General features: G+C 58.9%; 17 protein-coding genes and 1 pseudogene. 5 read left to right on the forward strand and 13 right to left on the reverse strand.

The window, feature by feature from the left end:
* Positions 1-28 precede the first annotated feature (28 nt).
* Entirely contained in the window at positions 29-1,204 is a 1,176-nt protein-coding gene (locus ACX3YD_RS21005; RefSeq protein WP_458960900.1) for an acetylornithine/succinylornithine family transaminase, read from the forward strand.
* Between the two features lie 36 nt (positions 1,205-1,240).
* Here the strand turns inward: ACX3YD_RS21005 and ACX3YD_RS21010 are convergent, their stop codons facing one another.
* Both ACX3YD_RS21010 and ACX3YD_RS21015 read right to left on the reverse strand, forming a co-directional pair.
* Positions 1,241-1,741 carry a P-loop NTPase family protein gene (locus ACX3YD_RS21010; protein ID WP_458960901.1) on the reverse strand — a complete coding sequence of 167 codons (501 nt, stop codon included), beginning with the start codon at positions 1,739-1,741 and terminating at the stop codon, positions 1,241-1,243.
* 183 nt (positions 1,742-1,924) lie between these two features.
* Positions 1,925-3,847 carry an alkaline phosphatase D family protein gene (locus ACX3YD_RS21015; protein ID WP_458960902.1) on the reverse strand — a complete coding sequence of 641 codons (1,923 nt, stop codon included), beginning with the start codon at positions 3,845-3,847 and terminating at the stop codon, positions 1,925-1,927.
* 163 nt (positions 3,848-4,010) lie between these two features.
* Between ACX3YD_RS21015 and ACX3YD_RS21020 the strand changes: the two genes are divergently transcribed.
* Complete coding sequence (locus ACX3YD_RS21020; RefSeq protein ID WP_458960903.1) at positions 4,011-4,475, forward strand: hypothetical protein; 465 nt, start codon at positions 4,011-4,013, stop codon at positions 4,473-4,475.
* Between the two features lie 133 nt (positions 4,476-4,608).
* On the opposite strand, the gene ACX3YD_RS21025 is transcribed toward ACX3YD_RS21020, so the two are convergent.
* The 4 genes from ACX3YD_RS21025 to ACX3YD_RS21040 are packed head-to-tail and all read right to left on the reverse strand — an operon-like array spanning position 4,609 to position 9,738.
* Positions 4,609-4,830, reverse strand: a complete 222-nt coding sequence (locus tag ACX3YD_RS21025; RefSeq protein WP_103405281.1) for a formate dehydrogenase subunit delta — start codon at positions 4,828-4,830, stop codon at positions 4,609-4,611.
* Positions 4,827-7,709, reverse strand: a complete 2,883-nt coding sequence (gene fdhF, locus ACX3YD_RS21030; RefSeq protein ID WP_458960904.1) for a formate dehydrogenase subunit alpha — start codon at positions 7,707-7,709, stop codon at positions 4,827-4,829. Before fdhF ends, ACX3YD_RS21025 begins: the two co-directional genes overlap by 4 nt.
* Positions 7,706-9,262 carry a formate dehydrogenase beta subunit gene (locus ACX3YD_RS21035; protein ID WP_458960905.1) on the reverse strand — a complete coding sequence of 519 codons (1,557 nt, stop codon included), beginning with the start codon at positions 9,260-9,262 and terminating at the stop codon, positions 7,706-7,708. The genes fdhF and ACX3YD_RS21035 overlap by 4 nt, the downstream gene beginning before the upstream one ends.
* A complete protein-coding gene (locus ACX3YD_RS21040) occupies positions 9,262-9,738 on the reverse strand; it encodes a formate dehydrogenase subunit gamma (RefSeq protein ID WP_458960906.1) in 477 nt (158 codons plus the stop codon). The genes ACX3YD_RS21035 and ACX3YD_RS21040 overlap by 1 nt, the downstream gene beginning before the upstream one ends.
* A gap of 497 nt (positions 9,739-10,235) precedes the next feature.
* Here ACX3YD_RS21040 and ACX3YD_RS21045 point away from each other — a divergent pair, with 497 nt between their 5' ends.
* A complete protein-coding gene (locus ACX3YD_RS21045; RefSeq protein ID WP_047538021.1) occupies positions 10,236-10,604 on the forward strand; it encodes a PH domain-containing protein in 369 nt (122 codons plus the stop codon).
* Positions 10,605-10,746: 142 nt separating this feature from the next.
* Here ACX3YD_RS21045 and ACX3YD_RS21050 read toward each other — a convergent pair whose 3' ends face one another.
* From ACX3YD_RS21050 to ACX3YD_RS21075, 6 genes are all read right to left on the reverse strand, one after another.
* A complete protein-coding gene (locus ACX3YD_RS21050; protein WP_458960907.1) occupies positions 10,747-11,355 on the reverse strand; it encodes a LysE family translocator in 609 nt (202 codons plus the stop codon).
* 489 nt (positions 11,356-11,844) lie between these two features.
* Entirely contained in the window at positions 11,845-12,858 is a 1,014-nt protein-coding gene (locus tag ACX3YD_RS21055) for an IS110 family RNA-guided transposase (RefSeq protein ID WP_458960030.1), read from the reverse strand.
* Between the two features lie 159 nt (positions 12,859-13,017).
* A complete protein-coding gene (locus ACX3YD_RS21060) occupies positions 13,018-13,518 on the reverse strand; it encodes a DUF3916 domain-containing protein (protein ID WP_090467285.1) in 501 nt (166 codons plus the stop codon).
* 223 nt (positions 13,519-13,741) lie between these two features.
* Positions 13,742-13,996: a bacteriocin immunity protein gene (locus ACX3YD_RS21065; protein ID WP_047538029.1), complete on the reverse strand. Its 255-nt coding sequence runs from the start codon at positions 13,994-13,996 to the stop codon at positions 13,742-13,744.
* Positions 13,993-15,255: an S-type pyocin domain-containing protein gene (locus tag ACX3YD_RS21070; protein WP_458960908.1), complete on the reverse strand. Its 1,263-nt coding sequence runs from the start codon at positions 15,253-15,255 to the stop codon at positions 13,993-13,995. Before ACX3YD_RS21070 ends, ACX3YD_RS21065 begins: the two co-directional genes overlap by 4 nt.
* Positions 15,256-15,600: 345 nt before the next feature.
* Positions 15,601-15,912, reverse strand: a complete 312-nt coding sequence (locus ACX3YD_RS21075) for a DUF3077 domain-containing protein (RefSeq protein WP_047538032.1) — start codon at positions 15,910-15,912, stop codon at positions 15,601-15,603.
* A 693-nt stretch (positions 15,913-16,605) separates the two neighbouring features.
* Here ACX3YD_RS21075 and ACX3YD_RS21080 point away from each other — a divergent pair.
* Together ACX3YD_RS21080 and ACX3YD_RS21085 are read left to right on the forward strand one after the other, a co-directional pair.
* Positions 16,606-17,742, forward strand: coding sequence for an ImmA/IrrE family metallo-endopeptidase (locus tag ACX3YD_RS21080; RefSeq protein ID WP_458960909.1), 1,137 nt, complete (start codon positions 16,606-16,608; stop codon positions 17,740-17,742).
* A gap of 53 nt (positions 17,743-17,795) precedes the next feature.
* Positions 17,796-18,237, forward strand: a pseudogene (locus tag ACX3YD_RS21085) (DUF4411 family protein).
* A 247-nt stretch (positions 18,238-18,484) separates the two neighbouring features.
* Here the strand turns inward: ACX3YD_RS21085 and ACX3YD_RS21090 are convergent.
* The gene (locus tag ACX3YD_RS21090) at positions 18,485-19,033 is read right to left on the reverse strand and encodes an AAA family ATPase (RefSeq protein ID WP_458960910.1); all 549 of its coding nucleotides are present in this window, start codon (positions 19,031-19,033) and stop codon (positions 18,485-18,487) included.
* Between the last annotated feature and the right edge of the window lie 81 nt (positions 19,034-19,114).

A 19,114-nucleotide genomic window follows, 5' to 3' on the forward strand; every position in this document is an offset into this window, starting at 1 on the left:
AACACCGACCGTAGAGGGAGCTTTTGCCATGACCGCCGCCTGCCTGATGAGCACTTACCAACCGCTGGCCTTGAGTTTCACCAAGGGCCTTGGCACACGCCTGTGGGATCAGGCCGGTCGTGAATACCTGGACGCGATCGCCGGCGTGGCGGTGACCAACGTCGGCCACTCACACCCGAAAATCGTCTCGGCCATCAGCGAGCAGGCCGGTTTGCTGTTGCACACCTCGAACCTGTACAGCATCGATTGGCAGCAGCAACTGGCGCAGAAACTGACGCGCCTGGCCGGCATGGACCGGGCGTTTTTCAACAATTCCGGTGCCGAGGCCAACGAAACGGCGCTGAAAATCGCGCGGCTGCATGGCTGGCACAAAGGCATCGAGCAACCGTTGGTGGTGGTCATGGAGAACGCTTTCCATGGCCGGACCCTGGGCACCTTGTCCGCCAGCGATGGGCCGGCGGTGCGCCTGGGGTTCAGCAAGTTGCCGGGGGACTTCGTCAAGGTACCGTTCGGCGACCTCAAGGCACTGGATCAGGTGCAACAGGCCCATGGCCCGCGCGTCGTGGCAATTCTGATGGAGCCGATCCAGGGCGAAAGCGGCGTGCAACTGGCGCCGCCGGGCTATCTCAAAGCCGTGCGCGAGCTGTGCAATCGGCGCGGGTGGTTGATGATGCTCGATGAAATCCAGACCGGCATCGGCCGCACCGGCCAGTGGTTTGCGTTCCAGCACGAAGGCATCGTGCCGGACGTCATGACCCTGGCCAAAGGCCTGGGCAACGGCATCCCGATTGGCGCGTGCCTGGCCCGGGGCAAAGCCGCCGAACTCTTCACGCCCGGCAGCCATGGCAGCACCTTCGGTGGCAACCCGTTGGCCTGTCGGGTCGCGTGCACTGTGCTGGACATCATCGAGGAGCAGCAACTGCGGGAAAACGCGCGGATACAGGGCGAACGCCTGCTCGAAAGATTGCGCGCGGAACTGGCGGACGACCCGAACGTGTCGGCGATTCGCGGCCGGGGTTTGATGATCGGCATCGAACTCAAGCAACCGATACGCGACCTGTCCCTGATCGCCGCACGGGATCACAGCCTGTTGATCAACGTGACCCGGGGTCAGATCATCCGCCTGTTGCCGCCGCTGACGATTGATGAGCGGGAGGTGGAGATGATTGTCAGGGGGATAGCGTTGTCGATAGGAACTGCCTGAACCGGGTTCTCGTGCAGGAGCCGCTTGTGGCTGCTCCTACACGGGCGGAGTCTGTGTTGCGAAGGAGGTGATTTGCGCCCGATTCGTCAGCTGAATGCGCGAGCCAGTGAAATCCTCGAACAGCCGCTGATGCGCCGCAAACCCACTGGATCCCTCGTGCTTGCGATAGCAACCGGCCCAGTCCAGCAAGGCGATCAGCAACCGGTCATCTTCGTTGCGCCCGGCCTCGCGCTGGCGAATGTTGGCCACGCAATCCTCATCTTCAACACTCAGCCAGATCAACGCGGTGGCGCGGGGCAGAAGTTCGCTGGCGATCCAGCCATACACCCCTTCGATGACCCAGCGCTCTTCACTGGCCGCCACCCGTGCCATGGCCAACGCCTCGTTCCGGGGGCGGGCGATGCTGTGTTCGTCAGATATCCAGTGAATGCGGTCGAGATCGGTCCATGGCACGTGCAACGGCTGCGACAGTCGCTCTGCCAACCAGCTCTTGCCGGAACCTGAGTTGCCGATGATCAGGGTTCGAGTGAGGTCCAATTCGCATCGCCTCTATTCGTGACACGATCCATTGTAGGAGCGAGCCTGTCGAATCGTCGCACCGTCGCGATGGTCGTTACCGATAACGCGGGTGGCCTGGTTAAACGCGGCGCACTCGGGTCCATCGCCAGCAGGCTGGCTCCCACAGGTTTGCGGTCATGATCACGAGCGGCGGTCATCCCTTCAGCCCTCATCGGCAGGCGGCACCATGCGCGTCTTCGGCGCACCATTGGCGTTGTGCTGATAGATGTCCTGCGGCTGACCCTGATCATTGAAAAACACCTGGCCGATCCCCGCCGAATTCCATAGCCGTTCACCGGCCTGGGCATGCTCGGGGACGTACGGCACGATGCGCAGGCGCCGACGTTTGGTCAGCCAGTTGAGCGGTGAGCGCGGCGAGTACAGCCAGCGATTGAGGCGATCGAACCATTCGAGCAGGGCGCGGGGGAATTCGTTCTTGATGCCGCTGCTGGTGATTTGCCAGATATGCGGCCCGGCCTTGCGGTGTCGGATCAGCACTTCGTAGACGAAGGAATAATGCACATCCCCCGACAGCACCACGTAATTAGCCGGCGTGCGCGAGTGTCGGAAAATGTTCAGGATCACCTGCGCCGCACCGCGATGGGCCATCCAGTTTTCCGCGTCCACCAGCAGCGGATAACCGCACCAACTGAACACCCGCTGCACGGTCTCGATCAGTTTCACGCCGAAGATCGGTGCCGGCGAAACGATGATCGCGCACGGGTGATCCAGCAGTTCCTGTTGCAGTTCGCAGAGGGCTTCCCAGTCCAGCAGGCCCGAGGGTTGCTTGAGGTTCATCTCGCTGCGCCAGCGCCGGGTGCGGGTGTCGATCACCACCATGGCCGGCTGGGTGGGCAGCACGTAGTGCCAGTTCTGAAATGTCAGCAATTGGTCGATCAAGTCATCTTGCACAGGGCTGTCGAGGTAACGGTCCTGCCCGGTGGCGCTCAACAGGCGCGCGTTTTCAAGGACCCCGCTGAAGGCGTCCGGGTTGTTGCCCCAGCCCTGGCACAGCATGTAGGCCAGCAGTGCGTTGCCGATGATGCGTTTGGAAAACGGATGGCCGTAGGCCGTTTCCTCCCATTGCGCGGAGAGATTCCAGTCATCGGTAATGTCGTGGTCGTCGAAAATCATCAGCGTCGGCAAATGCGCCAGCGCCCGGGCAACCTTGCCGAGTCCGGTCTTGAAGCCATCGATGCGGGTTTGTTCCAGTGCATAGCGCTGAGCCCTGTCCGGCGTCAGTGTCGGCGGCTGCGGGGCAATCAAGGTCCAGGGCGTGGGCGACCAGACCAACACATACATGGCCATGACTTCGGCGAGGGTCACCAGATGGTTGTCGGCGTTGCTGCTGGTGAAAATCGGCTTGCGCGCCCCGCCGAAAAATCGCTCGCGCAAGGTCTCGTTGCTTTCAAGCGCCGGTAACAAATCCGCACGGTGGTAGTAGCTGGCGGGGTGCTCGTAGAGTTTGGCGCTGTCGCTGACGACGGCGCCTTCCAGGTGCTCGCCGAACAACCCCAGTCGCTCGATCAAGGCATGAATGGCTCGCAACATCGGCCCGGCGACATCGTCGGCGTACACCTGATCGCCGCTCATCATCAGCAGTGCCGGGCGCTCGCTGGCCTCATGGGGTTGCGCCAGCAAGGTATCGACACACAGCAAGCCGTCGGCTGACGGGTGATGAGGTTTGCGACAGGAGCCGTGCAGCAACTGATCGATGCGTGAGCGCAAAACGAAATTCGGACGACGGGCATCGCCGTACAACAGATGGGGCGCCCAGTCGGCGATACCTGTTTGTGCGTCATCGATCAGCAGGTCGTACTCGATCAGCGTGTCCCGGGGCAGGGCGGCCTCCAGGTGCACGTCGATCAAATGCACAAAGGCCTGCGTGCCCACCTGGATGACCGTGCATTGCCCGGCATCCAGACATACATCGGCGACACCCTGCACACGCAACGTCAACGCCAGCGACCGCGAGCCGACCAGCCACATCACCAGCCGCGTGGGCTCCAGACGGCGTAACAGCGGCCCGGCCAGAACCGGTGGCAGAGAATGATGATCAGCAGGCAATGGCAGAGTGACGGACATCCGGGTTCAAGACTCTTGGGGCACCGAAGCGGGCGATGATAGCGCAGGTCGTTGCTGCTGCCTGTTAACGTTGAAGTGATCAGTGTCAGCTGACCGATGGCCAATAGAAGCTAGAGTGAATGACCTGACTGTCGACACGCTTTCGCTCAGAGAAGAGGAACACATGAAGAAGATCATCCTGCCGGCGCTGGCCATGTTGATCGTTGCCCAGTCCCCGGCCTATGCCATCAATGACAAGTACCGCAAACAGCTCGAACAATCCGGTTGCACCCAGATGAGTGAACTGGAGGGCTGCGATATCCACAAGAGCAAGGGCGAAAACGCCAAGGCCGGGTTCAGCAATCCGCAAGCGCCGGTCGCCAACGACAGCGCGAACACCCAGACGCCGTATGCCGGGCAGTGGGTCGCCAAGAGCGACGCCGGAGCGACCGTCGCCACCATACGTATCGACTCGAAGGAGAACGTCTGGGTCAATGGCAAGCGGGTCAACGCCAAGCGCACCGACGGCACGCTGCAGTTCCGCCAGGGCAAGATGACGTTCACGATCCAGGGTGATCGGCGCCTGACGGGGGAAGACTTTTGGACCGACAGCGATGCCGGGACAAAAGGGCCCATTGAGGTCGAATAAGCGCCGATACAGCCCTGTGTCTGCATCCGGGGGCGATGGACTCAAGAGCGCCGCGTTTAGCCTGCAAGCACGCGCCATCGTTGACGTCCATCGCGAGCAGGCTCGCTCCTACAGGTGGTTTTTCAGTGTTGGGCTAAGCCTCCCAACCCGCCCCGGTCACCGCCGCCTGCACCAGCGGGTGTAAATCTTCCCCGTGATGCTCGGTCTGCCAGGCCAGCAGTGCCTTGCGCATGCTCGGCGCCCAGAACATTTGCAGGTGATTGCGCACACTGAGCACGGCCTGTTCCTGGTCCGGCTGGCTGGCGAAGTACTGGGCGATCTGGTTGGCCATCTTGATCAGGTTGTCCGTGCTCATCGGCGTGCCTCCGCCTTATCGCCACGGGCCTGGCGGCGTTCCTTGAGCAGACGGTCCTGTTCGTCGCTAAAGGCCTGATAGCGCTTTTGCCACTCGGAAGGGTGATAGACGCGGCTGACTTCCACGGCCGTGACCTTGTACTCCGGACAGTTGGTGGCCCAGTCGGAGTTGTCGGTGGTGATCACGTTGGCCCCCGATTCCGGGAAGTGGAAGGTGGTGTACACCACGCCCGGCGCGACCCGTTCGGTAATCCGCGCACGCAACACCGTCTGCCCGGCACGGCTGCCGATGCCGACCCAATCACCTTCGTTGATGCCCCGGCTCTCGGCGTCGGTCGGGTGGATTTCCAGGCGGTCTTCTTCATGCCAGGCAACGTTCTCTGTACGCCGGGTCTGAGCACCCACGTTGTACTGGCTGAGGATGCGCCCGGTGGTCAGCAGCAGCGGATAGCGACTGTTGACCTTCTCTTCGGTGGGCACGTACCCGGTGAGCATGAAACGCCCTTTGCCGCGCACGAATTCCTCGATGTGCATGGTCGGCGTGCCGTCCGGAGCCGCCGCGTTGCACGGCCATTGCAGGCTGCCATGGCGCTCCAGTTCGGCGTAGCTGACGTTGGTGAAGGTTGGCGTCAGGCGGGCGATTTCATCCATGATTTCGGACGGGTGTTTGTAATGCATCGGGTAACCCAAGGCATTGGCCAGGGCCACGGTGCCTTCCCAGTCGGCCTTGCCGCCCAGCGGTTCCATGACCTTGCGCACCCTGGATATACGCCGCTCGGCGTTGGTGAAGGTGCCGTCCTTTTCCAGAAACGAACTGCCCGGCAAGAACACGTGGGCGAACCTGGCGGTTTCGTTGAGGAAAATGTCCTGCACCACCACGCACTCCATGGCCGACAACGCGGCGGTGACGTGCTGGGTATTCGGATCGCTCTGGGCGATGTCCTCACCCTGGCAATACAAGCCCTTGAAGCTGCCGCCCAGGGCTGCTTCGAACATGTTGGGAATGCGCAGGCCCGGTTCGGATTGCAGGGTGACGTTCCACGCCTGTTCGAACTGCGTGCGCACCACCTCGTTGGAGACGTGCCGGTAGCCGGGCAGTTCGTGGGGGAAGGAGCCCATGTCGCAGGAGCCCTGCACGTTGTTCTGACCGCGCAGCGGGTTCACGCCCACGCCTTCGCGGCCGATGTTGCCGGTGGCCATGGCCAGGTTGGCGATGCCCATGACCGCGGTGCTGCCCTGGCTGTGTTCGGTGACGCCCAGGCCGTAGTAGATCGCTGCATTGCCGCCGGTGGCATACAGACGCGCGGCGGCGCGGATGTCGGCAGCGGGTACACCGCAAATCGCGCCCAGTACTTCCGGCGAGTTTTCCGCGCGGCTGACGAACTCGCGCCAGTTGGCGAAATCGCTGCCTTCGCATCGAGCGTCGATAAAGGCCTGGTTGAGCAGGCCTTCGGTGACGATCACATGGGCCAGGGCGTTGAGCATGGCGACGTTGGTACCGGGGCGCAGGGCCAGGTGATATTCAGCGCGGGCGTGCACCGAATCCACCAGATCAATGCGTCGCGGGTCGATGACGATCAGCCGCGCACCTTCGCGCAGACGCCGTTTGAGTTGGGAGGCGAACACCGGGTGGGCGTCGCTGGGGTTGGCGCCCATCACCAGGATCACGTCGGCCTGCATCACGGAGTCGAAACTCTGGGTGCCGGCGGACTCGCCCAGGGTCTGTTTCAGGCCATAGCCGGTCGGCGAATGGCAGACCCGCGCGCAGGTGTCGACGTTGTTGTTGCCAAACGCGGCGCGTACCAGTTTTTGTACCAGGTAGGTTTCTTCGTTGGTGCAACGGCTGGAGGTGATGCCACCGATGGAGTCGCGGCCGTATTTCTGCTGCAGCCGGCGGAATTCGCTGGCGGCGTAGGTCACCGCTTCGTCCCAGCTGACTTCCTGCCACGGATCGTTGATGTGCTGGCGGATCATCGGCTTGGTGATGCGATCCGGGTGTGTCGCATAGCCCCAGGCAAAGCGGCCCTTGACGCAGGAGTGGCCGTGGTTGGCCTGACCGTTCTTGTCCGGCACCATGCGCACCAGTTGCTCGCCTTTCATCTCGGCGCGGAACGAGCAGCCCACACCACAATAGGCACACGTCGTGATCACGCTGCGCTCGGGCTGGCCCAGTTCGACCACGCTTTTTTCCATCAGGGTCGCGGTCGGGCAAGCCTGCACACAGGCGCCGCAGGACACGCATTCGGAGTCGAGGAAGTCATCCCCACCGGCAGCGGCCACACGGGACTCGAAACCGCGCCCGGTAATGGTCAGGGCAAAGGTACCCTGGGTTTCTTCGCAGGCACGCACGCAGCGGTTGCAGACGATGCACTTGCTCGGGTCGTAGTCGAAATAGGGGTTGGACGTGTCCTTCACATCGGCCAGATGGTTGTCGCCTTCATAGCCGTAGCGTACTTCGCGCAGGCCGACTTGACCGGCCACGGTTTGCAGCTCGCAATTGCCGTTGGCCGAGCAGGTCAGGCAGTCCAATGGGTGATCGGAGATATACAGCTCCATGACGTTGCGGCGCAGGGTCGCGAGCTGCGGCGTCTGGGTGTGCACGGTCATGCCTTCGCTGACCGGCGTGGTGCAGGACGCCGGGTAGCCGCGCATGCCGTCGATCTCCACCAGGCACATGCGGCAGGAGCCGAAGGCTTCCAGGCTGTCGGTGGCGCAGAGTTTCGGAATGGTGGTGCCCAGCAATGCGGCGGCGCGCATCACCGAGGTGCCTTCGGGCACGCTGATGCTGCGGCCGTCGATGTTCAGGGTGACGTGCACGTCGCTGTCACGGGCAGGGGTGCCCAGATCGATATCGGTTTTCGGGTCGAAGAGAGTGATCATTGCTCGGCCTCCGAGGGCTGCAAGCCGAAGTCGGCGGGGAAGTGCTTGAGGGCGCTGGCGACCGGGAAGGAAACCATGCCGCCCAAGGCACACAGCGAACCGTATTGCATCGTGTCGCACAGGTCCTTGAGGATGATCACCTGCTCATCGCGACCGCTCACGTCCGGTGCGGCCAGCAAGCGGTCGATCACCTCCACGCCGCGGGTCGAGCCGATGCGGCACGGCGTGCATTTGCCACAGGATTCCTCGGCGCAGAACTCCATGGCAAAACGCGCCATCCGGGCCATGTCCAGGCTGTCGTCGGCCACCACTACGCCACCGTGTCCGAGCATCGCGCCCATGGCGGCGAAGGCCTCGTAATCCAGCGGCGTGTCGAATTGCGACGGCGGCACCCAGGCACCGAGGGGACCGCCCACTTGCGCGGCCTTCAGCGGCCGACCACTGGCGGTCCCGCCGCCGTAGTCCTCCACCAGTTCCCGCAGGGTCAGGCCAAAGGCCCGTTCCACCAGCCCGCCGTGACGCACATTGCCCGCCAGTTGAAACGGCATGGTGCCCAGGGAGCGCCCCATGCCGTAATCGCGATAGAACTGCGCACCCTTGGCCAGAATCAGCGGCACCGAGGCCAGGGTCAGTACGTTGTGCACCAGGGTCGGCTGACCGAACAGGCCCTTCAACGCAGGGATCGGCGGTTTGGCGCGCACGATCCCGCGTTTGCCTTCGAGGGAGTCCAGCAACGCGGTTTCTTCGCCGCAAATGTAAGCACCGGCACCGACCCGCACTTCCATGTCGAAGGCCTGACCGCTGCCGCCGACGTTGGCGCCGAGGTAACCATTGGAACGCGCAATTTCCAGCGCTTCGCGCAGGGTGGCCACGGCATCCGGATATTCCGAGCGCACATAGATGTAGCCGTAGGTGGCGCCGACGCACAGGCCGGCGATGGCCATGCCTTCGATCAGCAGGAAGGGGTCGCCTTCCATCAGCATGCGGTCGGCAAAGGTGCCGGAGTCGCCTTCGTCGGCGTTGCACACGATGTACTTTTGCGCCGCTTCGGTGAGGCGCACCGTGCGCCATTTGATCCCGGCGGGGAAGGCCGCGCCGCCACGGCCACGCAGGCCTGAATCGAACACCTCAGTCGCAGTCTCCTCGCCGCCAAGGGTGACGGATCTGTTCAAACCTTCGAAACCGCCGTGGGCCCGGTAATCGTCCAGCGACAGCGGCCGGGTGATGCCGGCGCGGGCAAACAACAGGCGCTGTTGAGTCTTCAGATAGGGCAGGTCTTCCACCAGGCCCAGGGCCAGTGGATGAGCGGATGGATCGCCCAGGGCCTCAAGCACCGACGGCACATCGGCCGCCGTCAGTGGGCCGAAGCCGATACGGCCTTGCGGGGTGTCCACTTCCAGCAGCGGTTCCAGCCAATACAGGCCGCGCGAACTGGTGCGCTGCAGCTCCAGCGGCAGATGGCGTTCGTGGGCCTGAGTGGTAAGGGCCGTTGCTACCTCATCGGCGCCCACGGCACGGGCCAGGGAATCACAGGGCAGATAGAGCGTCGGCATCAAGCGTCCTCCCGGCAAGCGTCAAGCAGGGCATCCAGACGCTCGGCACTGAGCCGCGCATGCACCCGGCCATCCAGCTCCAGCGCCGGCGAACAGGCGCAGGCACCCAGGCAGTACACCGGCCGCAAACTGATGCTGCCATCGGCGCTGCTGCCGTGGTCGTCCAGTTGCAGGCGTTCGCGCAGCTGCGCGGCCAGTTGCTCGGCACCACGGCTCTTGCACGACTCAGCGCGACACAGCCGCAGGATATGCTTGGCCGGCGGCGCGGTACGGAAGTCATGGTAAAAACTGATCACCCCGCGCACCTCGGCCTGACTCTGATTCAGCGCATGGGCAATCTCGGAGACGGCGGCATCGGGGATGTAGCCGATGTGCTCCTGAATATCGTGAAGAATGGGCAACAGTGCACCCGCAGCGCCCTTGTGGCGTTCCAGCAGGCTGTTGACCAAAGGCAAGTGCATACTCTCATCAGGCATTCAGCAATCCTCACGGTCACGGACAAACCATAGGGTTGTCGGTCGTCCGAAAGTGTCGGCTGCGGCATTCACACCACGTCACGGTATCGTGGCATTGTCAGGCCGTTGGCCAGGGCACCCTCAATGGGCATCTTGTTGCGCCCGACGCAGTCTTCGCCGCGCCTCTATCGGGCATAAAGGGCAGCTTGCCACGCCGCTATTGATCGAACTGCACCAAAGCGACGTGCTCGGTTCTGCCTACGACTCTCCATTCAGTCTAGATGAGTGCCGCCAGGGGCGTTCACTCACTGGCCTGATGCCCGGAGGGCTTGTCGAGGGGGATGTATAGCAACCATTGCAGGTGAGAAGAAGCATCAGAACCGTGGGCAATTCTGCGGAGCAGATGGGTTGAGCCATTGCGGGGAAAGCGGTGGTGTGGGGGTTGGCCCTGCACTATCGATCGAGATACGGTATGAAGTCATGCACAAGCCGTTCATTGGATAAACAGGGAAAGACAGATGATTGACTTCAACAACAAGGGATTCTTCAAACTCAAGCAAAACGACGAATACGCCGAACGCGTTTCAGCCCTGTTGATCGACGGCGAACACGTTATCGATGCCTACAAATCCATGCGCGACGGCGTGGTGTTTACCAACAAACGCATCATCTCGGTCAACGTCCAAGGCATCACCGGCAGCAAAAAAGACTTCACCTCGTTGCCGTATAAAAACATCGTGGCGTACTCGGTGGAAACCTCGGGCACGTTCGACCTGGACTCCGAACTGGAGATCTACTTCTCGTCGCTGGGAAAGGTGAAGTTCGAATTCACCGGCAGGACTTCGATGGTGGAAATTTCGAAACTGATTTCTCAGCATCTGCTTTGACCTGACGGTCTGCCGAATCCCCGCCCAGCCAAATCCCGCCCAATAAAAAGCCCCGAAAACTCGGGGCTAATCAAAAAGAATCAAAAAGGGAATCACCTTGAAAATTAATCTGTGCCCCTTTTTCGAAATCATCCAAGTCAGTTTATTTGCTGGCAGAGGCCATCAGCACGCCAAAGCAAAAAAAGGTAGTGCCCGACAGTTTGCCGACAATCCGGGCGCCACTGTTCGTGGTGAGCCAGCTTCTTGCACTGTTGGCCATGAGGGCATATCCGGTATGAACCAGTAGGACGAGCAAGCTATAGGACGACACCAGCAAGAAGAACTGGCTGTAGTAGTTACCCTCCGATTGGATGAACTGAGGGAATACCGCGAGAAAGAAGAAACCGGCCTTGGGATTCAGCAACTGAATCGACAACGCCTCGGAAAAACGACGCCACGGACGCGAGGAGGTGACTTTGAGTTCGGGGATAAAACTCGTGGCACGCCACATCTTGATCCCCAGATACAACAAGTACGCTGCACCCACGTACTTGAGAAAGGTGAACGCAGTGGCCGACGTGGCCAGGATCACCCCGACGCTACTGGCGGAAATACCCGCGACGACAAAAGCACCCAACGCGATACCAAAGATACCGGGCAGCGAGCCAGTCCAGCCATGACGCAGGGAGTTGGAAATCGTCAACACCACCCCAGGGCCGGGGCTAAGCACGGTCAAGGTTGCCAGAATGATAAACAGTCCGTAATTAGCCATGAACCACTCCATTAAATAGGGTATTCCGAAGACACTGAGTAGCCCAAAGGATGTACTCGCGCAACAAATCTGCAAAAAGAGGACACCCATTAGCCGGTCTCGAGTCAAGGCTAAAAGCCAACTTGCCCTGCAGCTCTTGCTGCGGGGTTTTCTCCTATCACTAAACCCGACTGGTTGAACCCGTCGTATCCGTTTCCTCATCGCTGGCTACGACCGAGTCGTGCCTGACACCCATGTGGATCAAGCGGTAGCGATACACCCAGCACCGCCCTGGCAGTCAACTGCCCCAGAGAAACGTTGGTGCCGCCAAATGTCCAAAAAGATGTCACAGATCTGTGGTTCGTGCAAAAGCACGTCCAGTCTCGACGGGCTCATTTGGCAGACGACCCGGTTACAACACACTCAGGCGGTGACAGCCGGCCGCCACTCAGATTTTATGGCTTACGCCAGTCCCTTTTTGGTTGATCGGCCATCACCTTAACTCGCCCTTCAGGCGAAACAGCGCTTGGCATCAAAAGGCTGTTTCTCCTTCAAAATGTGGTAACTCGCCCGCGCCAGTTTGTGCGCCAGTGCTTTGGTAGCGACCACGGCGTTGGTCTTGGCTTTCTTTTTCTCAAAAAAGCGTTTGGCGTCCGCACTGAAGCGTCGCGCAAAATTGGCCGCTTCGATAAAGGCCCAGATCAAGTAAGCGTTCCCGTTCTTGGTGTTACCTTCGCCCTTTTTCTTGCCGTTGGAGTAATGCGCACTCTTTACGCAGCGGGCATAAGAGGCGAAGTTGCCGACATCGGCAAAGCGCTCGATATCGCCGGTTTCCAACATGATGACCGTGGCCAAGACTTCGCCAACTCCAGGCATTGTTTTCAATAAACAGAACTCGGGGCGCAGGCTGACTTCATGCAGCAATCGCTCCTCGAGAACATCAATTTGAGTCTGTAATGCCTGGACAATGGCGACATTGGCTTTCATCGCCAAAGCCACCTCCGTGGACAGGCCCAGCCTGTCCACGGAGGTGGCTGACAGGCTTTTGACTTCATTACAGGTCAGGCGGTGGCCAGACTGACGCGCCATGATGTTTTCAGCGGCCAGAATGTGCTGTGTCCTGTTGCGTACCAATTGAATCCGTTTACGTGCCAGATCGCGCAGCGCTCGCTCTTGTGGCGGATGGATATAGCCAGTGGGCAATATCCCCAGCCTCAGTAAATGCGCCAGGAACGCTGCATCATCCTTATCGTCGGAATGCTTTAAACCGTTGTAGCGTTGCATCGCCACCGGGTTGGCCAGTTTTACCTCGAAGCCTGCCGCCTTCAGGCCGTCGACCAGCCAATACCAGTTGTACGTAGACTCGACCACGACGCCGAGCAATTCTCTACGATGTGGTTCGAGTAACGGGAGGATTTGCGTCAGCTCATTGGGGCAGCGTCGGCTGATCAAAACTCGGTCCGTTTCGTCGGTAACCACAACAACGCTGTTGTTCGAATGCAGGTCTATGCCACAGAATTTCATCACGGCCTCCTCACAGCAAAAGTCTAAGTTCGCACCTTGAATTTTGCGCCACCTCCGTGAGATGGGGAGGCCGGCCAGATGATTCTCAGATTTATTGTTGGATCGATTCCGAGAATGAACCTGTCCCTTTTTTCATACGATTCCTGCTCGCCTAAGCCGTCAGGCCGGTTCGCCGATACACCACCACTGTATTGCGACCTCATCTTCAGATTGAGTTACGTCATGCCCGTGCTCGATGAAATGCGCTGGCGTGCGCAACGCAAGAGCATGACTGATCCGCTCGGGCTTGAGCGAGTTGGTTTCACCGAGAAAACCCAGATAGTAGTCCCGGTCATAGAAGAGGGTGATCTCACTCTGATGAACCCATGGCCACACCAGCAGGCACGCGACCCGGTAATAACCCTTTGAGCGGTCAGCGGCGTTGGAGAGATGGCTAGCAGCTTCGAGCAGTTGCTGAATGCAGAAGGCCTGAACTTCGATCCTGGCTTGAGGGCCTTGGACGAGGGCCTCGTGCACAGGAATCTTCCAATGTGTGTAGCGCTCCATGTGCACGGATCGCGGGTGAAATTGGTCGCGAAAACTGCAGGCCCAGTGTTCCAGCGCGCGAAGGCGGCGGTGAACGCCTCTGAGTGGCTTGTTGCTGAGGGCGATTTGCCGCATTGATACGTCCTTGTGATGCCGAAAGAGTCTTTCGTTGTTGTCTGTTGGTGCTATGGAAAAGTGTGCAGGTCAGTTTTGTATTCCAACCAAAAAACCTGCCAAGCATCGGCCTAACGAAAAAATATCCGCCCTCTTTTCCGCGTCTCTGGATTTAACCCCCACAGGATGTTTCCGCTGGGGATCGTACATTTCAACCGCACCAGAGCATGTGGCATCCCAGAAGCTACTGCTTGAAACCAGGCAACCCGTTAGCTTCGCGCCACTTTTTTACAGTTTCGGTGATACTTTCGGCTGTCGGGGTTTTGCTCATATCTTCCGGCCAATAAATGAGATCAGACCCGGCAGGGTGTTCACTAAGGCGCTCGAATTCAAATAGCAACGGATCAAGAATTTCATCTGGGCTTGTGTTGGCTGCGAGCACAGTATTTATGAACGTAATGAACTCGACTTCTGTGAAGTCAGAAATGGTTCTTTTCATGGCTGCTTTACCCTGTGGTTTTCAATGTGGTTTTTAGGCGTGTTCACACGCAAGTTGTCCACATCATAAAGAGCGCCCCCATTGGCGACATGGATAACATGGTGCAATTCAAAAGATGTCCGCTCTCCTGCTCTATCCAGTTTGCGAACCTTTGGCGATAAGCCATTGCGCATCCGTTCGACATTCCCCGGTATGAACTGCTCCGAGAGCTCGGGGGTATTCGCTACTGCCACCCAAAACGCCTCCCTGAATTTATCGAAGTTTGAGAACTCACGGCCTCGGAGCTTATCGGCAATCTGCGTCGGAATTGGCGAGCCTAGCGCTGTGCCTGCCCCAGCAAGCCAGATACCCGTAACGTCCTCGCCTTGTCCTGTAACGGTGCCGGAATTGAGTCGTGCGGGCCGCGAAAACACCAAATACAACGAACTCAGTCCAGAGTCTGCTGGAAAGACCAGAATGCAGTCATCGGTTTCTATGTCGTCCCCCGCCGGATAGCCCTCGATCTGAGAGTCTGTTCCTTGCGAGATCGGGTGTACGAGCAGGGTGCCTTGGCTGTTGCTGGCGTCAGGGTGGACCATCGCCGGAATGCCTGATCGTTCTCTAGGCGTCCACAGGATGGTGGCGCCGTTCAGCTCGGCTTCTATTGCGGTCCTGGTGGCATTCCACTTGGCCTGTACCGTACGTACCGAGTCGTCCCCTGTTGGGCCGGTATGGATGCCGTAAACCTGCAACACGCCCTCGGCATCACGGCGGAACTGAAACCGCACGCGGGTGGGAGCGCGGGTCATGCTGCGCAGTTGCCTGTCGGTGTAGAGCGTTCCGTCGGCCATCTTGCTCGGGAGCATGCCCAGTACGAACACTCCAGCAGGACCTGTAACCCCGCGTATGGCCCAGGTGAAGCCCTGTTGCAGGATGCCGCCACCGGCAATCCGCCCCAGCACAGCGTCAAAGCCTAGAGCGAGGCTGGTCGCCTCAGCAGCCGAGGGGACAAGCATGGCCCCAGCCAGCATGACTTTTCCGAAGTCTGAGGCGGGGACAGTGGAGGTGCCGACTTGAGTGCTGCACCAGTTTTCAGAGACGCAGGATTTGGCAAAAACCAGATCGGTCCGCTCCTTGGGGAGCGGCCATTCATCCTTGGCGATATAGACCCGCTCTGGCTCGGGGGGCGGATTCCAGGCGGCCCATGAGGCGCCACCGATCGGACGTTTTCGACGCCAGATATCGTCGAAAGGGTTTTTTTCTGGTGTGTCCTTGTCCATGACAAATCTCCGTGCGACATCGTGTCGAGACGGGAGATTGTCGATCCGCACGCTTTCCGGTCAATTTGGCTCGGTAACATGAAGTTTCAGACTCGCTGAAGCACACCTATCCACAGGCATTAAACCCTGCGTGCAGAGGCATTGATCCATTGCGCCATTAATCGAAAGCCATTCCCTGAGCCGAATACAAAAAAACCCGAAAAGCCTCAAGGCCAAGCCTGAGTACCAGCCATCAAACGAACCCCTGTGGGAGCGAGCCTGCTCGCAATAGCGCCAGCCCAGCCAACTGAAATGCTGAATCAGCCACCACCCTCACAAACCGCCCACCCCCGCAGGTCTCAACCACTAAGCGTCAGCCTTGGCCCCCGCCCGCTTGGATACCGCCGCACAAGCCCGATCCCGCGTCAGCACCTTCACCGCATCATCCACCAACGCCTTGCTCATCGAAGTCAGATAATGCGCCGCCCAGGCGTGACGGTCGGTGTCTGTGGCGTAGGCAGCATCTTCGGTGAGGGTTTTGGCCAGGAACAGAAAATCGGAGGCCATGGACAACGCATCGCCAAGAGGAACGCCGCGAGTGACGTGGAACAGCGCTTGATCCGCGCAGTAGATGGCGGGTGTCAGGCCGATGGTTTTGAGTTCGGTTTGGTGGGTCATTGGCCACCTCCGAGGAGGAAAAGGCAATGGGGGAGGGGGTTATGTGACTGGGGGTTGAGTAGGGGGGAAAGCCAAATTTCAAACGGATTGATACTGCTCATTATCCAACTCCTTGATATGAGGAGCTGCCACGTTCGTTACCACACGAATGGGTGACAGCTGTGCGCAGGGTGGTAAACCGGGTATCAAGGAAACCGGCACGCCCGAGGGCGTCCCACGCACAGCCGCCATAACTCACGCCGCAGGCATAAAAAAAGCGCCGGCAGACGTGATGGGGGCGCTGTTGCGCCTTGAATAACTCGGGTTACCACACCCGGTCGCTGAATTGGCAGCGACGGTGGGGAGGTTATCGTGCAGATCGTTTTGCTGCAACCTTCGAGAGCGCTGGTTGATGATGGGGTCCGTCGTTGGGATATCCGCGTGATGAAGGCGAGGCGGCGCTCTGGAAAAAGGGCTATGCCACCTGTCTGCGGGTTACATATTTGCGCTTCGGGTCGTTGCGGATTTACCCCATAATCGCGCGCTCCTACCGTTGCAGCTCTGCTTATCGACTAACCTGTAGTCGCTGCCACCAGACCTCAAAAAGCCAAGGAGAAAGGCAATGCCAGATAGCTGCAACCAGCGTCAATCGAATGCATCCGCCAAGCATGCCCTCGAACGGTCGCCGGTCACGTCTGATTTGCCTGCGACCCTATGAGCCAAGCCGCCTTCGTCAATCCAAGCCTGCTCACCTGGTCTCGGGAACGCGCAGGTCTGTCCACTGAGCAGGTCGCTAAAAAGCTGCCAGTGAAACCTGATCGCGTACAGGCATGGGAGGCTGGCGAGACCAAACCAACATTCCTTCAGGCTCAAAAGTGGGCGAGTGTCGCGCACATTCCTTTCGGATTCCTGTTTCTACAGCAGCCTCCCGTCGAACAACTGCCTTTACCGGATCTACGGACCGTCGGCGGGATTGCGCCTCAACATCCCAGTCTGGAACTGCTGGACACCGTGAGGGATGCCATACGCAAGCAGGATTGGTATCTGGAATATCTGCAACACCAGGAGCATCAGCCCCTGGCTTTTGTCGGTCGCTTCAATAGTCGATCTCAAGTCGCAGAGGTGGTGGACGACATCCGCCGAACCCTCGGCGTGAACCCTGACATGGCTCGATTGGATTACGACAAATACAGCCGCGCCTTGATCGACGCTGCTGAAGCGGTGGGCATTCTGGTTATGCGCAGTGGCATTGCGCTAGGGAATACTCATCGCAAACTGGAAGTGAGCGAATTTCGCGGTTTTGCCATCAGCAATGCCTACGCCCCTGTTGTATTTATCAACAGCTCCGACGCTCCCACCGCGAGGCTGTTCACCTTACTTCACGAACTGGCCCATATCTGGATTGGAAGCAGTGGAGTGTCTGACGGAAATACCGCCAATGGTCGGGACGATGAACGTTTCTGCAATGCCGTTGCAGGTGAGTTTCTAGCTCCCGAAGCCCAATTCCGTGCCCTGTGGAACCCTGATATTCACTGGGAAGCCAACCTGGCTCCGCTGGCCACACGGTTTCACATCAGCAAGTTAGCCATCGGACGCCGCGCACTGGATCTTGGATATATAAGCCAGGCTCATTACAGCGCTTACTATCGAATGATCCTCAAGGCTTTCCAGGATGAAAAAGGTGGAGCGGGTGACTATTATCGTAACACCACCGCAAAAAACAGCCCTCGCCTAAGCAAGGCCGTGCTGACAGAAGCAATGAGTGGCCGGATGCTGCTGCGCGAGGCGGGGCACTTGCTCGGCGTGCAACCTGCCAAATTAAGGACTCTCGCCAGCAAGCTTACGGAATGAATCATTTACTCGATGCAAACACACTGATCGAAGCGAAGAACCGTTACTACGGCATGGCTATCTGCCCTGGATTCTGGCAATGGTTATTGCTGAAAAATAAAGCATTGGCGTTATCCAGCATTGCACCGGTAATGGATGAGTTAACAAAAGGCCATGACGATCTGGCTGGTTGGGCGAAGGACAACGCTGATTTTTTTTCACTCCACCACCGATCAGGATACGCAACTGGCATTCGCGCAGGTCGCGGGGCTCGTGGCTGATCAAGCGTCCAAGATGAAAACAGGCGCAATGGAAGAGTTTCTAGCGGGCGCTGACCCTTGGTTAATTGCGAAAGCCATGACGTCAGGGGCTACGGTCGTTACCCATGAAGTACTGAACCGCGACGCTAAACGAAAATTCATCATTCCTAATATTTGTCAGGAACTTGATGTTCCTTTTTTGAATACGTTTGAGTTGTTGCATAGGCTTGAGGCTAGGTTTGTGTTGCCTGCTTGAATTCAGTTACGCGCTCAATTAAGTGGTCCGTCCGCCATCATCTATTGGAAGTCTTTCAGATAATCCTTGAGCGAGATGAGCGGAGCATCAGGGCCAAGCCTAAATGCCAGCCACCACACAACCCCCTGTAGGAGCGAGCCTGCTCGCGAAAAACGTAAGGTATGCACGCGTCCCGCTGAATGCCCCGGCCATCGCAACCAAGCCTGCTTTCACAGCGTGAGGCCGTAAGCGTATAGCAAACACACATTCACATGACCGACGGTGTGTGGTTGAGCCCATCGACTGCATCCAATATTTGCCGTACCCGATCTGTAACAGACATGTCCCCCTCAAGCTTTAAGACAGTACAAGTAAGCACAGACATCCATTCCTGATGCCTGGTCAAGCTCCGACCAGGGACGCTTCCTTCATCATACTGAGCTGCCCAAGCCATAAACTCTGGCTTTGCTTGACCAAAGCGTTTTATCTCTCGACGTTTTAGTCTCTCTAACCTGAGTTCAACAGGAAGATAAAGGAACACAACAAGGTCAAATTCATTCTCAAGCGGTTGACCCCAGCCTACTACTGATCCGGCAACCACGGCACGGCCATGAGAGCGCATTTTTTGTAGCAAGCGCTCCCCTCGCTGGGTTTTGTCTGCCAGATGCTGATATGGCGGGTTACTCGGTAACCACAAAAAATCATCGGCTTCCAGGTGAGTTGTACTTAGTTCTTTTGCTAAAGCATCCGCCAAGGTCGTGGTGCCGGTGCCTGCCGCGCCTGTGATCAAGATGTAACGTGCCGTTTCTTTTGTCATTTCGCTTTCAGCCGTTCTAAAACGAGTTTGTCATCTCCGATAAATTAACAGTGCCCCACTGATGCCCGCCCGTTCGGCTCA

Source organism: Pseudomonas fluorescens group sp. PF-1 (assembly GCF_054481335.1).

Coding starts and splice junctions, on each gene's coding strand:
- ACX3YD_RS21005 (WP_458960900.1), top strand. CDS start 29: ATGACCGCCGCCTGCCTGATGAGCACTTACCAACCGCTGGCCTTGAGT.
- ACX3YD_RS21015 (WP_458960902.1), bottom strand. CDS start 3,847: ATGTCCGTCACTCTGCCATTGCCTGCTGATCATCATTCTCTGCCACCG.
- ACX3YD_RS21020 (WP_458960903.1), top strand. CDS start 4,011: ATGAAGAAGATCATCCTGCCGGCGCTGGCCATGTTGATCGTTGCCCAG.
- ACX3YD_RS21025 (WP_103405281.1), bottom strand. CDS start 4,830: ATGAGCACGGACAACCTGATCAAGATGGCCAACCAGATCGCCCAGTAC.
- fdhF (WP_458960904.1), bottom strand. CDS start 7,709: ATGATCACTCTCTTCGACCCGAAAACCGATATCGATCTGGGCACCCCT.
- ACX3YD_RS21035 (WP_458960905.1), bottom strand. CDS start 9,262: ATGCCGACGCTCTATCTGCCCTGTGATTCCCTGGCCCGTGCCGTGGGC.
- ACX3YD_RS21040 (WP_458960906.1), bottom strand. CDS start 9,738: ATGCCTGATGAGAGTATGCACTTGCCTTTGGTCAACAGCCTGCTGGAA.
- ACX3YD_RS21045 (WP_047538021.1), top strand. CDS start 10,236: ATGATTGACTTCAACAACAAGGGATTCTTCAAACTCAAGCAAAACGAC.
- ACX3YD_RS21050 (WP_458960907.1), bottom strand. CDS start 11,355: ATGGCTAATTACGGACTGTTTATCATTCTGGCAACCTTGACCGTGCTT.
- ACX3YD_RS21055 (WP_458960030.1), bottom strand. CDS start 12,858: ATGAAATTCTGTGGCATAGACCTGCATTCGAACAACAGCGTTGTTGTG.
- ACX3YD_RS21060 (WP_090467285.1), bottom strand. CDS start 13,518: ATGCGGCAAATCGCCCTCAGCAACAAGCCACTCAGAGGCGTTCACCGC.
- ACX3YD_RS21065 (WP_047538029.1), bottom strand. CDS start 13,996: ATGAAAAGAACCATTTCTGACTTCACAGAAGTCGAGTTCATTACGTTC.
- ACX3YD_RS21070 (WP_458960908.1), bottom strand. CDS start 15,255: ATGGACAAGGACACACCAGAAAAAAACCCTTTCGACGATATCTGGCGT.
- ACX3YD_RS21075 (WP_047538032.1), bottom strand. CDS start 15,912: ATGACCCACCAAACCGAACTCAAAACCATCGGCCTGACACCCGCCATC.
- ACX3YD_RS21080 (WP_458960909.1), top strand. CDS start 16,606: ATGAGCCAAGCCGCCTTCGTCAATCCAAGCCTGCTCACCTGGTCTCGG.
- ACX3YD_RS21090 (WP_458960910.1), bottom strand. CDS start 19,033: ATGACAAAAGAAACGGCACGTTACATCTTGATCACAGGCGCGGCAGGC.